The sequence below is a fragment of the Mesorhizobium sp. M4B.F.Ca.ET.143.01.1.1 genome (assembly GCF_004792275.1).
Taxonomy (GTDB): domain Bacteria; phylum Pseudomonadota; class Alphaproteobacteria; order Rhizobiales; family Rhizobiaceae; genus Mesorhizobium; species Mesorhizobium abyssinicae.
In genome coordinates this window covers 125,089-138,907 of the sequence record NZ_SRSR01000013.1, presented here as the reverse complement: position 1 = coordinate 138,907, position 13,819 = coordinate 125,089, and the positions used below count along the sequence as shown (strand labels likewise).

Genomic DNA, 13,819 nt, shown 5'->3' with positions numbered 1-13,819 from the left:
AAGGCTGCTTTATCCAGATTTGTCGGATGATTGGCAAACGGTGCGGCAATTCTGCACATCAGCTACGCAAGTTTCATGGTTGCCGAATCGTTAAGCAATCAGTAGATATCCGGGTGTCGGCCGTCTCCTCCTCCCAGATGTGATGCCGACGGTGAATGCGGTACACCTCCTCCCGTGCCGCATTCGAAATCGAGCCCGCTGCCTCCTCCTCCCGGCAGCGGGCTTTTTTTGTTCCGGCCGTTGCGGTCTGGAGACGGGCGCCGCTGTCAGCGCGCCCTGAACGATGCGATCAGCCCTTCCGCCATGCGCACGAACTGCGCGCTCGGGCCCTCGGCGCCGACGCTCTGCATCGAGACGCGCGCGCCTTCGAGCAGCAGCGACAGCGTATCGGCAAGAAGCTCCGCCTGGCCGACGCCGGCATCGCGGCAAAGGCTGACCAGGCGTTCGCGCTGGGCTTCCTTCAGCTCCTTGATGACGCGCCTGGCCGGATGGTCGGTCTCGCTGAGCTCGACGGCGGCATTGGCCATGTCGCAGCCGCGGCTGTCGGCAGTGAGCATCTCGGAGACCTTGCGGACCCAGGCGTGCAGCTGCGCGAGCTTGTCGCCCGGGTGCTCGGCCTCGAATGCGTCCCATATCGCGGCTGCCTTCGCCGCGGTGGCGCGCAGGCATTCGATGATCAGGTCGTCCTTGGATTCGAAGTGACGGTAGAGCGTCATCTTGTTGGTGCCGGCGGCCTCGGTGATGGCGTCGACGCCAACACCCTTGATGCCGTGCTTGTGGAACATGTCCTGCGCCGTCTCCAGGATCCGATCCCGGGGGCGAGAGCGCTCCACGACGCCGTCTGCCATCATGATCTCCTTTCGTTTCCAAAAAACCCTCGGCCACCTCTTGACTAGGGTGTTACCGGTCTGTAACTTCCAGAATGTTACTTACTGGTAACACCTATGTCTCTCCGCGTCAACGACAAGACCCGCCGATCGGTCCTGCCAGAGTGAGATAGGGCCAGAAACCTGCCTGTCATGCGGCTTCGGCCGGTGAAGACGAGAAAACGGTTCGCGATCATTTGGATGCGGACCGCAAGCAAGGAGCCGCTCCTATGCAGAAGCGCAAAGACCTGACGATCGACGAGGCCATCCGGGATCCGATGATCCGGCTGGTGATGATGGCGGATCGGGTCGATCCGCGCAGCTTCGAGGCGATGCTGCGTTCGAAGGCGGCCACGCAGGCGCCGGACCGCAAGACGCTGCCGCGTTTCCTGGAAGATTCAGGCGCGGCGCGCAGCCGGCAGCTGTCCAGGATCGCCAACGCGTTTGGTGAGGCAAAAGCATTCAACGAGGCCTGCGTGTCATGGTGACCTTCTTCGTTCAACGCCCGATCTTCGCATCGGCGATCGCCATCATCATGATGCTCGCCGGTGCGATCGCTTATTTCCTGCTGCCGGTCTCGCAGTTCCCCGACATCACGCCGCCGCAGGTGGTGGTCAGCGCCCACTATCCGGGCGCCAGCGCGCAGGTCGTGGCCGACACCGTGACCACGCCGCTCGAGCAGCAGATCAACGGCGTGCAGGGCATGACCTACATGTCGTCGACGAGCTCGAACGACGGCTCCTCGACCATCACCATCACCTTCGATGTCGGCTATCCGCTGAGCACCGCCGCCGTCGACGTCCAGAACCGCGTCTCGCAGGCCGCATCCTCGCTGCCGGCGATCGTTAACCAAAGCGGCGTGACGATCAAGAAGCAAAACCCCAATTTCGTGCTCATCGTCGACCTCACCTCGCCGGACGGCTCGGTCGATCCGGTGGCGCTGAGCAACCTCGCCTATCTGCAGGTGGTCGATCCGCTGAAGCGCCTGCCCGGCGTCGGCGACGTGCAGATCTTCGGCGAGCGGCGCTATTCGATGCGCGTCTGGCTCGATCCCGACAAGCTGGCCAATCTCGGCATCACCGCCGTCGACGTGCAGAACGCGATCGCCGAACAGAACGTGCAGGTGGCGGCCGGCAAGATCGGCCAGTCGCCGGCGCCTGCCGGCACCGCTTTCGAGATGCAGGTCAACGCCGTCGGCCGCCTGAGCGACCCGAAGGAATTCGGCGAAATCGTCGTGCGCGCCGACCCGGCGAACGGCTCGCTGGTGCGCTTGCGCGACGTCGCGCGCATCGAGCTCGGCGCATTGCAATATTCCTCCTCCGCCTTCTTCGGCAAGGACCCGACGGTGGTGCTCGCCGTCTACCAGATGCCGGGCTCCAACGCGCTCGACCTGCAGCAGCGGGTCAAGGACAAGATGCAGGAGCTGTCGGCGCGCTTTCCGAAAGGCGTCAAATACGGAATGCACTACGATACGACGCGCTTCGTGTCGGCCTCGATGCATGACGTGCTGATCACGCTCGGCGAAGCGCTGGTGCTGGTCGTGGCGGTGGTGTTCATCTTCCTGCAAAGCTGGCGCACCACCATCATCCCGACCATCGCCATCCCGGTGTCGCTGATCGCGACGCTGGCGGTGATGTACATGCTGGGCTTCTCGCTCAACATGCTGTCGCTGCTCGGCATGGTGCTGGCGATCGGCCTCGTCGTCGACGACGCGATCGTAGTGGTGGAAAATGTCGAGCGACAGCTCGAGGCCGGCCTCAAACCGCTGGCAGCCACGCGCGCGGCGATGGCGGAAGTGACGGGACCGATCATCGCCACCACCGCGGTGCTGATGGCGGTGTTCATTCCGGTCGCCTTCATCCCCGGCGTCTCGGGCAAGCTCTACAACCAGTTCGCGCTCACCGTGGCGATCTCCGTCGGCATCTCGGCTTTCAACTCGCTGACGCTGAGCCCGGCGCTGAGTGCCGCATTCCTGCGCCATCGCGGCGAGACGCAGTTCTTCTTGTTCCGCTGGTTCAATGCTGGCTTCGACTGGCTGTCGCATGCCTATGCGCATGGCGTGCGCATCCTGATCAGGCTGCGCTGGATCATGCTCGGCCTGTTCGCGGCCGGTCTCGTCGCGACCTATTTCGTCTGGCAGAAATTGCCCTCAACCTTCCTCCCCGTCGAGGATCAGGGCTATTTCTTCGTCGTCATCCAGCTGCCCGACGGCGCCTCGCTGGAGCGCACCGATGCGGTGGCCGAGAAGGCGCGCGACATCCTGCAGAACACGCCCGGCGTCGACATCGTCGGATCGATCAGCGGCCTGAACTTCCTGACCAGCGCCGCGCAGTCGAACTCGGCGGTGGAGTTCGCCATCCTAAAGCCATGGGACGAGCGCGGGCCCGACCAGAGCGCCTCCAAGCTCGTCGAGCAGGTGCGCGGCAAGCTGCTGCAAATGCCGGAAGCCTTCGCGCTCTCCTTCGACCCGCCTTCGATCCCGGGCCTCGGCACCACCGGCGGCTTCGAGTTCCAGGTCGAGGACCTGTCCGGTCGCGGAAGTGCTGCGCTTAACGACGTCACCCAGGCTTTGCTCGCCGAGGCGCGCAAGCAACCGGAGCTCAATCCGCAGCAGCTGTTCTCGTCCTTCTCGACCTCGACGCCGCAGTTCAACTACGACCTCGACCGGAGCAAGGCGAAGCTCCTCGGCCTCAACCTGCCCGACGTGTTCAACACGCTGCAGATCTATCTTGGCTCGCTCTACGTCAACGACTTCAACCTGTTCGGCCGCACCTTCCGGGTGACGATCCAGGCCGACAAGGATGCGCGCGCCGATGCGACCGACATTTCGCGGCTCTATGTGCGCAATTCGTCGGGCGGCATGGTGCCGCTGAGCACGCTGGGCAAACTGGTGCCGATCGTCGGGCCCGAGACGGTGCCGCACTACAACAACAATGCGTCGGCCCTGATCAATGGCGGCGCCGCCCCCGGCTTCTCGTCCGGACAGGCGGTGGCGGCGATGGAACGCGCCGCGGCAAATGTCCTGCCCAGGGATTTCGGCTATGAATGGACCGGCATCACCTATCAGGAGCTCAAGGCAGGCTCGATCGCCTCGATCGTGTTCGGCCTGGCAATCGTCTTCGTCTTCCTGATCCTGGCGGCGCAGTATGAAAGCTGGGCAATGCCGTTCATGGTGCTGCTCGCCGTGCCGCTCGCCTTGTTCGGCGCTTTCGCGGTGCTGTTGCTGCGCGGCATGCAGATCGACGTCTACTCGCAGATCGGCTTCGTCATGCTGATCGGCCTGGCGGCGAAGAACGCGATCCTGATCGTCGAGTTCGCAAGGCGACGGCGCGAGGAAGGCCTCAGCATCGTCGAGGCGGCGATGGAAGCCGCGCGGCTGAGGCTCAGGCCGATCCTGATGACGGCCTTCGCCTTCATCCTCGGCGTGCTGCCGCTGATGTACGCCACCGGCGCGGGTGCGGCCAGCCGCCAGTCGATCGGCACCACCGTCTTCGGCGGCATGGTGGCGGCGACGGTGCTGTCGCTGGTGTTCGTGCCGGTCTTCTACGCGGTGATCGAGCAGTTGCGCGAGCGCCGTGAGCGGAGCGAACCCGCCGCGGAACATGAACAAGAGAATATTGAACCGACTGCCGAGCCGGCGCCCCTGCGCCTGGCTGAAGCGGCCGAATAGGATTGGAGACCAAAATGCGTAAATGGAAAATCGCTTTGGGAACGGCCGTGGCGCTCGGCGCAATTTCGATGGCCAGCGTCCATCTGCTCGACATGGGCAGCTTGAGCCTCAATGCCGGCACGGCGGGCGCAGCGCCCGCGCCGGCGGCCTTCGTGATGCCGGTGCCGGTGGTGAACGTCGTCAAGAAGACCATTCCGATCTATCTCGACTATGCCGCGCGCGTCGAGTCGATCCGCAGCATCACGCTGCAGGCCCGCGTGCCCGGCTATCTGCAGGAGCAGGCTGCCGCCGACGGCAGCGACGTCAAGCAGGGCGACCTGCTCTACCGGATCGCGCCGGAGGACTATCAGGCCGCACTCGACCAGGCGAAGGCCGAGATCGAGCGTGACACCGCGACGCTCGACTACGCGCGCTCCAATCTCGGTCGCGGCACCGAGCTCGCCAAGAGCGGCTACCTCGCCAAGGACAGCTTCGACCAGCGCACCAGCACCTTGCGCGCGGCCGAGGCGGCGCTTGCGGTCGACAGGGCGGCGCTCCGCACCGCCGAGCTCAACCTCGGCTATGCGGAGATCAAGGCGCCGTTCCCGGGGCGCATCGGCCGCAACCAGGCTTCGGTCGGCACGCTGGTCAGCGTCGCCGGCACGGTGCTCAACACGCTGGTGCAGCTCGATCCGATCTACGTCACCTTCAATCCGAGCGAGACGGATCTGGTTGAGATCGAGGCGGCCAAGGCGGCCGGCCCGATCGCCGTCGATGTTCTGTTGCCGGGTCAGACGGAACCCAGCCAGAAGGGCGAGCTGACCTTCATCGACAACACGATCGATCATTCGACCGGCACCATCACGGCGCGGGCGACGATCGGCAATGCGAAGTTCTCGTTGCTGCCCGGCCAGTATGTTCGCGTCCGGCTGCATGTGAAGGAGCAGCCCGACACGCTGATGGTCCCGCAGGTGGCGCTCGGCTCCAGCCAGCTCGGCAAGTACCTCTACGTGGTCGGCAAGGGCAATACGGTCGACCAGCGCATGGTGTCGCTCGGCCCGGTCAATGGCGACCAGGTGGCCATCCTGAGCGGCGTCGCCGAGGGCGACCAGGTGATCACCGGCAACCTGCAGAAGATCGGCCCCGGCATGCCCGTCTCGCCGCTGCCGCAACAAAAACCGGCCAGCTGATAACCCCCATCAGTCCCGGTCCCGCGGCGCCCTCGACTCCCACGTCGAGGGCGCCGTTTTGTTGAGCAAGGCGACCAGCCCGGCGATGTCGGCACGCTCGGCCTTTGCCGGCAGCATGAAGGCGCAATAGGGCTGGCCGAGGCGCACCGAGACCGACGAGCGCGATCAGGCGGCCCGCTTCGAGATCGGCCCCGGCCATGATTGCCGCGCGGCCTGAGCCATCGACAGAAATTTCGGAATTCGCAAATTGCCCTCTTGTTAGATTGTCGACAATCTGTTTGTCTTCCAAGGGTTCATCCGGAGTGGGCGCATGGCGAAGCTGGATTTCAGTCCGATCGCGGATACGACGCGCAGGGCGGAGATCGTCGCGCTGTTGCGGCGCGCCATCCTGACCGGCCAGCTGGAGCCGGGGCAGAAGCTCAACGAGCTCAGGATTTCCGAACAGATGCGGGTAAGCCGCGCGCCGCTGCGCGAGGCGATGCGCGAGCTGGTCCAGGAAGGCATCCTGACCAGCATTCCCTACGCCGGCACATTCGTCATCGATGTCACCGCCAAGGACATCATCGACGCCTATTCGCTCAACAAGGTGCTCGATGAATTCGCCATCGAGTGCACCTGGCCGCTGCGCGACCAGCGCTTCTTCGACGAGCTCGACCGCCGCCACGCGACGGTCAAGCAGGCGACGCGTGCGCTCGACACGACGCGCCAGATCGAGACGGCGCTGCAATTGCATGGCCTGATCTACGAATGGGCCGACAATTCCGTGCTTTTGGAAACCTGGCAGCGCCTGACCAGCCGGCTGCAGATGTATTTCGCGCTGCATCAGCAGGCGCGCGCCGAGCCGGTGCCCGCGGAGGATGTGCACGAGACCTATGTGGCGCTGCTCAAGGGCAACGACATGCGCGCCGCCCAGCGCCACGCGCGCGAGCATATCGACCTCGACTTCGAAGAGCTTCTCGCCTATGCGCGCAGCCTCGAAAAGCGCGCCTCGAAAGGCGCCTGACCAATCCCGCAGACAGTGGACGACAACGTGAAGATCAAGAGCATCAAGGCCTACCATGTCGTGCAGCCCTTCGTGGACGGGCCCTACCGGATGTCGAAGGGGCGCGTCGCCGACTGCTTCGACGCGGTGATCGTCGCCATCACCTCCGACAGCGGCGAGACCGGCTGGGGCGAGATGGCGCCGCTAGGCAATTTCTACTCGGCGGCGTTTCCGGCGGGAACGCGCGCGGGCGTGCCGGAAATCGCGCCGCATCTGATCGGCCAGGATCCGCGCGGCCTTGCCGGCATCGGCCGGCTGATGGACACGGTGTTCAAGGGTCATCCCTACATCAAGTCGGCGTTCGACATGGCCTGCTGGGACCTCGCGGCGCGCGCCGCGGACGTGCCGCTGGTGACGATGCTCGGTGGCCGCGAGAGCGAGACGGCGGAGCTCTACAGGGTCGTCACGCACGGCACGCTCGACCAGATGGCCGCGCTCGCCAGGCGCATCGTCGCCGAGGGCTACCACCGGCTGCAGGTCAAGGTCGGCGGCAATGTCCGCGACGACATCGAGCGCGTGACGACGGTCGCCGCCGCCGTATCGAAGGGCACGGTGATCTTCTGCGACGCCAATGCCGGCTGGACACCCTACCAGGCGCGCCAGTTCGCCGATGCGACGCGCGGCATCGACTACACGTTCGAGCAGCCCTGCACGACGCTCGACGAGAACATGTCGGTGCGCCGCATGCTCGACAAGCCGATGGTGCTCGACGAATCCGTCACCTCGCTGGAGGAGATGCTGGAAATTCACCGCCGGGGCGCGGCCGACGGGCTGACGCTGAAGATCTCGCGGCTGGGCGGCGTCACCAGGACGCGGCAGATCCGCGACGTCGCAGTCGACCTCGGCTTCATGATCACGGTCGAGGACACCGGCGGCGCAGAGATCGACACGGCCGCCATGGCGCATCTGTCGCTGTCGACACCGGAGGAGCGGCGGCTGCACGCCATCGCCTTCCACGAATGGGTGACGGTGCGCACCGCCTCGAACAAACCGCCGGTGACCGGCAGCCGCATGGGCATCCCCGACGGGCCTGGCCTCGGGATCGACGTGGTGCCGGACCTGCTCGGCAAACCGTTCTTCGAGATCGGCGGCTGAGATAAAGATCCGCCGCATATCGGCGACGCCGATTCCAGGTTGAGCGCTTGTTGAGACACTCAGCACTATTCGTGCTGAAGGCGTCGATTTTGGCCAAAAACGCCTGACAAAATCCCTCACGAATGCGCCCTGCCGAGATCGAAGGTCCGGCATCGCCGCTGCGCCGGCGTCTGCAAATCGGATTCCCGCAGCATCTGCCCAAATGCAGGTTGAAATATTTTTCAATTGGAAATAGGAATGTTCATGATAATCATCCCGGCGCAGCGGCGCGCCAAGGACCGGAGGAAGCTATATGTCCCATCCGCAATTCGCAGCGGAACTCCTGCAGCGCGCTGAAAAGCAGGGGCCGATCATCATCGGTCTCGCCGGCGCCGGGCAGATGGGCACCGACATCGTCGTTCAGGTAGCACTTATGCCGGGCATGCGCATCGGCGCCATTTCCGAGGTGCGTCCGCAAGCGGCGATCGACGCGGCCCTGCTTGCCGGCCATGACCTCTCCGACATCGTCCAGGCGCCCAACGCCTCTGCCATCGACCGTGCCATCGAGGCCGGCAAGATCGCCGTCACCGAGGATCTGCATGCGCTTGCTGCCGCCGGCCGCATCGACGTCATCATCGACGCCACCGGCAACCCCAACATCGGCACGCTGTTCGCGCTCGAAGTGATGAAGAACGGCAAGCACATCGTCATGCTCAATGTCGAGGCCGACATCACCATCGGCCGCTTCCTCAAGGAAGAGGCGCGCAAGGCAGGCGTGGTCTACACCGGCGCCGCCGGCGACGAGCCCGCCTGCACGCTGGAGATCATCGGCTTCGCCAAGAGCCTCGGCTTCAACATCGTTGCCGCCGGCAAGGGCAAGAACAATCCGCTGAAGATCGACGCCGTGCCGGCAGACTACGAGAAGGAGGCCAGCGAGCGCAACATGAACGCGCGCATGCTGGTCGAGTTCGTCGACGGCTCGAAGACGGCGATCGAGATGGTGGCGATCGCCAACGCCACCGGCCTGGTGCCTGACGTGCCGGGCATGCACGGCCCGACGGCGACGCTTGACGAACTCGCCAACGTGCTCTGTCCGCGCGAGGATGGCGGCGTGCTGCATCGCAAGGGCGTGGTCGACTATTCGATCGGCAAGGGCGTGGCGCCTGGCGTGTTCTGCATCATCGAGACCAGGCATCCGCGCGTGCTGGAGCGCATGATCGACCTCAAGGTCGGCAAGGGCCCCTATTTCACGATCTTCCGCCCCTATCACCTGACCAGCCTGGAGGTGCCGCTCTCGGCGGCGCGCGCCGTGGTCTACAAGCGCGCCGACATGGAGCCGCTCGACCATCCGGTGGCGGAAGCCGTGGCGGTCGCCAAGAGCAACCTCGGCGCCGGCCAGTCGCTCGGCATGATCGGCGAGAACGACTATCGCGGCTTCGCCATGACATGGGAGGACGCGCGTGCCAGGGGCGCGCTGCCGCTCGGGCTTGCCGAACGCGCCAAGGTGGTGAAGCCGGTGAAGGCCGGCGACTTCCTCACCTATGAAAACTGTGTACCCGACGATTCGATGGTGATAACCCAGATCCGCCGTCGTCTCGACCAGTCGGACGGACGGTTCGTCACCAACGCCGCCTGACCTCCCGGATCCCCGCCTGATGGACGATGTCGTAATCGGGATCGACGCCTCGACGACGGCCGTGAAGGCGATCGCTTTCGCGCGGAACGGGGCGGAACTGTTCCAGGCGCGCGAAACCTACCCGCTGTCCAACCCTGCGCCCGGCCATTTCGAACAGGACGCCGAGCATTGGTGGGCGGCGCTGCTTGCCGCGCTGAAGCAGGTCGCAGGCAAGGTCGGCGGCTCGCGCGTGGTGGCGATTTCCATCGCCCACCAGCGCGAGACGTTCACCCTGATCGACGCTGCCGGCAAGCCGCTCATCCCGGCGATCCTGTGGCTGGACGAGCGCGCCCGCCCGCAAGTGGCGCGGCTTTCGGCCGAGCTCGGCCGCGAGGCGATCCGCGACTGGAGCGGCAAACCGCCGGATCCGACGCCGGCGCTCTATGCGCTCGCCTGGCTTGCAGAACATCGGCCGCAGGCGCTTGGCCAGGCAGCGGCACTCGTCGACGTGCATGGCTTCTTCGTCCATCGGCTGACCGGGCGGCTCGTGACCAGCACCGCGAGTGCCGATCCGCTCGGCCTGCTCGACATCAAGACCGGCGCCTGGCATCCCCGCCTGGTCGAGGCCGCCGGGTTGCGGCCGGAGCATCTGCCGGAGCTGGTCGGGCCGGGAGAAATCTGCGGCGGGCTTTCCGAAATCATCGCATCGGCAACGGGGCTGAAAGCCGGCACGCCCATCATCGCCGGCGCCGGCGACGGCCAGGCGATGGGCCTCGGCATGGGCGTCCATGGTCCCGGCAAGAGCTATCTCTCGCTGGGCTCGGGCGTCGTCAGCGGCAGTTATTCCGGCACGGTCACGACATCGGACGCGTTCCGCACGCTGGTCTCACCGACCGGCTCCGGCTTCATGCTGGAGACGGTGCTGCGCTCGGGCATGCAGCTGGTCGACTGGATCGTGCGCACCACCGGTGCACCCTCCGCCGCCATCCTGGAGAAGGCCGCGATGGAGCTGCCCGCAGGCAGCGACGGCCTGCTGGTCATGCCGTACTGGGCCGGCGTCATGAGCCCGTACTGGGATGGTGCTGCGCGCGGCGCCATTGTCGGCCTGTCGCTCGACCATGAGCCAAGACATCTCTTCCGCGCGGTGCTGGAAGGCATCGCCTTCGAGCAGGCGATCGCCACCGATGCGATGGAGGCGCAGACCGGCAAGGCAGAGGCGATGATCGCGGCCGGCGGCGGCACCAATTCGACGTTGCTGATGCGGATCATGGCGAGCGTGCTGGAACGGCCGCTCTCCGTTTCGCCGGTCAACGAGGCGGCCGCACTCGGTGCCGCCATGCTGGCGGCCTCGGCGATCGGATGGTTCGGTTCGCCGGAGGACGCCGCCAAGGCGATGGCCGCGCCACCGGCAAGACAGGTCGATCCGGTCGAGGCGCTGGTGCCGGTCTATCGCGCGCGCAAGGCAATTTACCGCGACCTCTATCATGCGACGCGCGACATCCACGCGCGGCTGGGCGCGGCCTGAAGCCTGTGTGAGCCGACGCATATTGCGTCTTGCCCTGCTGGTGATACGCTCCCGGCGCGCGGCGGACGATTGCTCATGACGACAGCCCTTCATCATGCGGCCTGGCTTGTTGCGCTGGCGGCAATGCCCGTGCCGGCGCTTGCAGGCGACAAACCCGCGTTCGAGCTTTCGCTCGACATCGACCAGGACGGCACGATGGACCGCGCCGTGGTGATCCAGGACGATGGTCCAGCCGAGCTCTACATCTATCTGGGGACGGGAGCGGAAAGGCCCGGTCCCTCGCGAAAACCCGACTTCGTCAGGAAAGCGCTGACCGAGGACCGCATCATCGATCTCGAAGCCAAGGGCAAGGGATCGCTGGCGATCACCTCCTGCTTCGGCTGCGGCGCCAGCAAATCGACCGAAGAGACGCTGACCGTCGTCTATCGCCACGGCCAATTCATGGTCGGCGGCTACAGCCGGAGCTGGGACTGGGGCAACCGGACCTCCGATGACACCGTCGATACGATCCAGGGCGACTGCGACATCAACTACCTAACCGGCAAGGGCACCGTCTCCAAGGACCTGGAGGAAAGCAGGCCGATCAAGGGAAATTTCAAGCCCGTGCTGCTGAAAGACTGGTCCTACGAGATGCGCCCCAAGGTCTGCGACTTTCTAGCCGGCTGGACTAGCGACTGAGCAGGCCCTTGGCCGCGTCCTCGTCGGTGATCAGCACCGAGACCCTGGTGTTGGCAAGCGCGGCGCGCATGACGGCCACCTTGTCCTGCCCGCCCGAAACCAGGATGATCGACGGAATATCGGAGAGATCCTGCAGCGGATAGGCGCAGACGCGGCGGTTGACCTCATGGTCGACGGGGCGTCCCTCGGCGTCGATGAAGTAGCAGAGGATGTCGCCGACGGCGCCGGCCGCCTGCAATTCCTCGAGCTCGCTCGGCTTGATGAAACCGTAATTGGCGATCGGGCTATTGCCCGAGAAGGCGCCGACGCTGAGCACGGCGATATTGGCGCGCCGGGCGCGGAAGACAACGTCCTGGACGCTGCGCTGGCTCATGAAGGCATCGCGCTGCTCCGGCCTGTCGGCATAGACCGGCACCGGCAGCAGATAGCATTCGGCGCCGATCTTCTCGGCGAACTCCCAGGCGCTCTCGGTCGGGTTGAGCGGCTGCGCATGGGTAAGACCGCCGAGCATCGAAACCACCGTAGTTCTGGCGATCGGCCGTCGGGGCAGTTCGTTGATGGCGAACTTCAGCGTTCGGCCCCAGCCCAGCGCGATGACATCGCCGGGATTGACGTTGTCGGCCAGATAGGTTGCCGCGGCATGGCCGATCATCAGCGGCGCGTTGGTCCTGTCGGCGGCTGAAGGCACGACCACCGCCTGGCTCAAGCCAAAACGCTGCTTCAGGCTTTCCTCGAGCTGCACGCATTCGACGACGCTGTCGCGGATACGGAACTGGACCACGCCTTCCTCACGGGCGGCAGAGAGGATGCGATGCACCTTGATGCGGCCGATGCCGAGGATCTCGGAGATGCGCTCCTGGGTCAGGCCCTCGACATAATAGTGCCAGGCGGCGCGGGCCTTGAGCTCGGCATCCGGGAAGCGCGAGGCCTTCTCGTTCTCGATCACCGCCATCCTCGTGCCCCTCCGCATTTCCCTTGGCCCTCCCTAGGCCAATCCGTCGGGTGGCGCAAACCGCCGCCGAATGCGTCCGCGGCACTTGACAATTTTCTGATGAACAGATTAGCTGAACAAAATTGCATATCAAAGATAAATTGTTCACAAGGGAGGATGCCTGGTGAACAAGAGCGGACGGCAGCGCATCGCCGGTTCGCCGACGGAGGAGACAAGGTGGCTGTGAGCAATGATGCAAGCGAGCTGAAGGCCGCGGCCGGCGCGCAGGGCGCGACGGGCACGAAGCTTTCGGTGCTGTTCGCCGGAACCATGGGGCCGCTGATCGGGCTGGCGCTTCTGTGCCTGGCGCTGACGCTGACAACCGACACCTTCCTGACGGTGCGCAACATCCTCAACGTGCTCGACCAGATCACCGTGCTCGGCATCATGGCGATCGGCATGACGCTGGTCATCCTGATCGGCGGCATCGACCTTTCGGTCGGCTCGGTGCTGGCGCTGGCCGCCATGGTGATGGGCTACATCGCCCACCCCGACTATCTCAATCTCGGCGTGCCGGCGGGCGTCGTGGCGGCGCTCGTCGTCGCCGGCCTCTGCGGGCTCGTGTCGGGGCTGCTGGTGACGATGACCAAGCTGCCGCCCTTCATCGCGACGCTCGCCATGATGTCGGTGGCGCGCGGCCTCGCCAACATGATCACCGACGGCTCGCAGATCGTCGGCTTCCCCGACTGGTTCACCAACCTGTCGATCGTCCGCCATTTCGGCTTCCTGTCGGTCACCGTCGGGCTGATGATCGTGCTGGCGATCGTCTTCGCCATCTTCCTCAACTACCGCGCCACCGGCCGCAGCCTCTATGCGATCGGCGGCAGCGCCGAGGTCGCGCGGCTGTCCGGCATTCCGGTCAAATCGCTGACCAACTGGGTCTATGCGATCTGCGGCGTGCTTGCCGGTCTGGCCGGCATCGTGCTCGCGGCCCGTCTCGATTCCGTGCAGCCGAGTTCCGGCCTGGGCTACGAGCTCGACACGATCGCGGCGGTGGTCATCGGCGGCGCCAGCCTTTCGGGCGGCGTCGGTTCGATCGGCGGCACCGCGGTCGGCGTGCTGATCATCGGCGTGCTGCGCAACGGCCTCAACCTGCTCGGCGTCTCTCCCTTCATCCAGCAGGTGGTGATCGGCGTGGTGATCGCGCTTGCCGTCGCCACCGACACCTGGCGCCGCAGATCGCAGTGAG

11 protein-coding genes are annotated in these 13,819 nt (G+C 65.4%); 9 read left to right on the top strand and 2 right to left on the bottom strand.

Annotated elements, in window-relative coordinates; genetic code table 11:
• Positions 1–266 precede the first annotated feature (266 nt).
• Positions 267–848 (bottom strand): TetR/AcrR family transcriptional regulator, encoded by a 582-nt coding sequence (locus EN786_RS26825; RefSeq protein ID WP_127286709.1) that lies wholly within the window; start codon positions 846–848, stop codon positions 267–269.
• Between the two features lie 215 nt (positions 849–1,063).
• On the opposite strand from EN786_RS26825, the gene EN786_RS26820 reads away from it, so the two are divergent.
• The 8 genes from EN786_RS26820 (at position 1,064) to EN786_RS26780 (ending at position 11,639) form a co-directional block, all read left to right on the top strand.
• Positions 1,064–1,354 carry a hypothetical protein gene (locus EN786_RS26820; protein ID WP_245478390.1) on the top strand — a complete coding sequence of 97 codons (291 nt, stop codon included), beginning with the start codon at positions 1,064–1,066 and terminating at the stop codon, positions 1,352–1,354.
• Positions 1,348–4,536 carry a multidrug efflux RND transporter permease subunit gene (locus EN786_RS26815; protein WP_135909052.1) on the top strand — a complete coding sequence of 1,063 codons (3,189 nt, stop codon included), beginning with the start codon at positions 1,348–1,350 and terminating at the stop codon, positions 4,534–4,536. Before EN786_RS26820 ends, EN786_RS26815 begins: the two co-directional genes overlap by 7 nt.
• Before the next feature lie 14 nt (positions 4,537–4,550).
• The gene (locus EN786_RS26810) at positions 4,551–5,705 is read left to right on the top strand and encodes an efflux RND transporter periplasmic adaptor subunit (protein ID WP_127311220.1); all 1,155 of its coding nucleotides are present in this window, start codon (positions 4,551–4,553) and stop codon (positions 5,703–5,705) included.
• Positions 5,706–6,015: 310 nt separating this feature from the next.
• Positions 6,016–6,708: a GntR family transcriptional regulator gene (locus EN786_RS26800; RefSeq protein ID WP_127287319.1), complete on the top strand. Its 693-nt coding sequence runs from the start codon at positions 6,016–6,018 to the stop codon at positions 6,706–6,708.
• Between the two features lie 27 nt (positions 6,709–6,735).
• Complete coding sequence (locus EN786_RS26795) at positions 6,736–7,842, top strand: mandelate racemase/muconate lactonizing enzyme family protein (protein WP_127311944.1); 1,107 nt, start codon at positions 6,736–6,738, stop codon at positions 7,840–7,842.
• A 292-nt stretch (positions 7,843–8,134) separates the two neighbouring features.
• On the top strand, positions 8,135–9,457 hold the full coding sequence (locus EN786_RS26790) for a homoserine dehydrogenase (protein WP_127311943.1): 1,323 nt from the start codon (positions 8,135–8,137) through the stop codon (positions 9,455–9,457).
• Between the two features lie 19 nt (positions 9,458–9,476).
• Positions 9,477–10,961: an FGGY family carbohydrate kinase gene (locus tag EN786_RS26785; protein WP_135909050.1), complete on the top strand. Its 1,485-nt coding sequence runs from the start codon at positions 9,477–9,479 to the stop codon at positions 10,959–10,961.
• A 75-nt stretch (positions 10,962–11,036) separates the two neighbouring features.
• Entirely contained in the window at positions 11,037–11,639 is a 603-nt protein-coding gene (locus EN786_RS26780; protein WP_127312181.1) for a hypothetical protein, read from the top strand.
• Here EN786_RS26780 and EN786_RS26775 read toward each other — a convergent pair.
• Entirely contained in the window at positions 11,629–12,591 is a 963-nt protein-coding gene (locus tag EN786_RS26775; protein WP_127282597.1) for a sugar-binding transcriptional regulator, read from the bottom strand. The two genes, EN786_RS26780 and EN786_RS26775, sit on opposite strands and share 11 nt — an antisense overlap.
• Before the next feature lie 216 nt (positions 12,592–12,807).
• On the opposite strand from EN786_RS26775, the gene EN786_RS26770 reads away from it, so the two are divergent.
• Positions 12,808–13,818, top strand: a complete 1,011-nt coding sequence (locus tag EN786_RS26770) for an ABC transporter permease (protein WP_127310449.1) — start codon at positions 12,808–12,810, stop codon at positions 13,816–13,818.
• Position 13,819 lies beyond the last annotated feature (1 nt).

Coding starts and splice junctions, on each gene's coding strand:
- EN786_RS26825 (WP_127286709.1), bottom strand. CDS start 848: ATGGCAGACGGCGTCGTGGAGCGCTCTCGCCCCCGGGATCGGATCCTG.
- EN786_RS26815 (WP_135909052.1), top strand. CDS start 1,348: ATGGTGACCTTCTTCGTTCAACGCCCGATCTTCGCATCGGCGATCGCC.
- EN786_RS26810 (WP_127311220.1), top strand. CDS start 4,551: ATGCGTAAATGGAAAATCGCTTTGGGAACGGCCGTGGCGCTCGGCGCA.
- EN786_RS26800 (WP_127287319.1), top strand. CDS start 6,016: ATGGCGAAGCTGGATTTCAGTCCGATCGCGGATACGACGCGCAGGGCG.
- EN786_RS26790 (WP_127311943.1), top strand. CDS start 8,135: ATGTCCCATCCGCAATTCGCAGCGGAACTCCTGCAGCGCGCTGAAAAG.
- EN786_RS26785 (WP_135909050.1), top strand. CDS start 9,477: ATGGACGATGTCGTAATCGGGATCGACGCCTCGACGACGGCCGTGAAG.
- EN786_RS26780 (WP_127312181.1), top strand. CDS start 11,037: ATGACGACAGCCCTTCATCATGCGGCCTGGCTTGTTGCGCTGGCGGCA.
- EN786_RS26775 (WP_127282597.1), bottom strand. CDS start 12,591: ATGGCGGTGATCGAGAACGAGAAGGCCTCGCGCTTCCCGGATGCCGAG.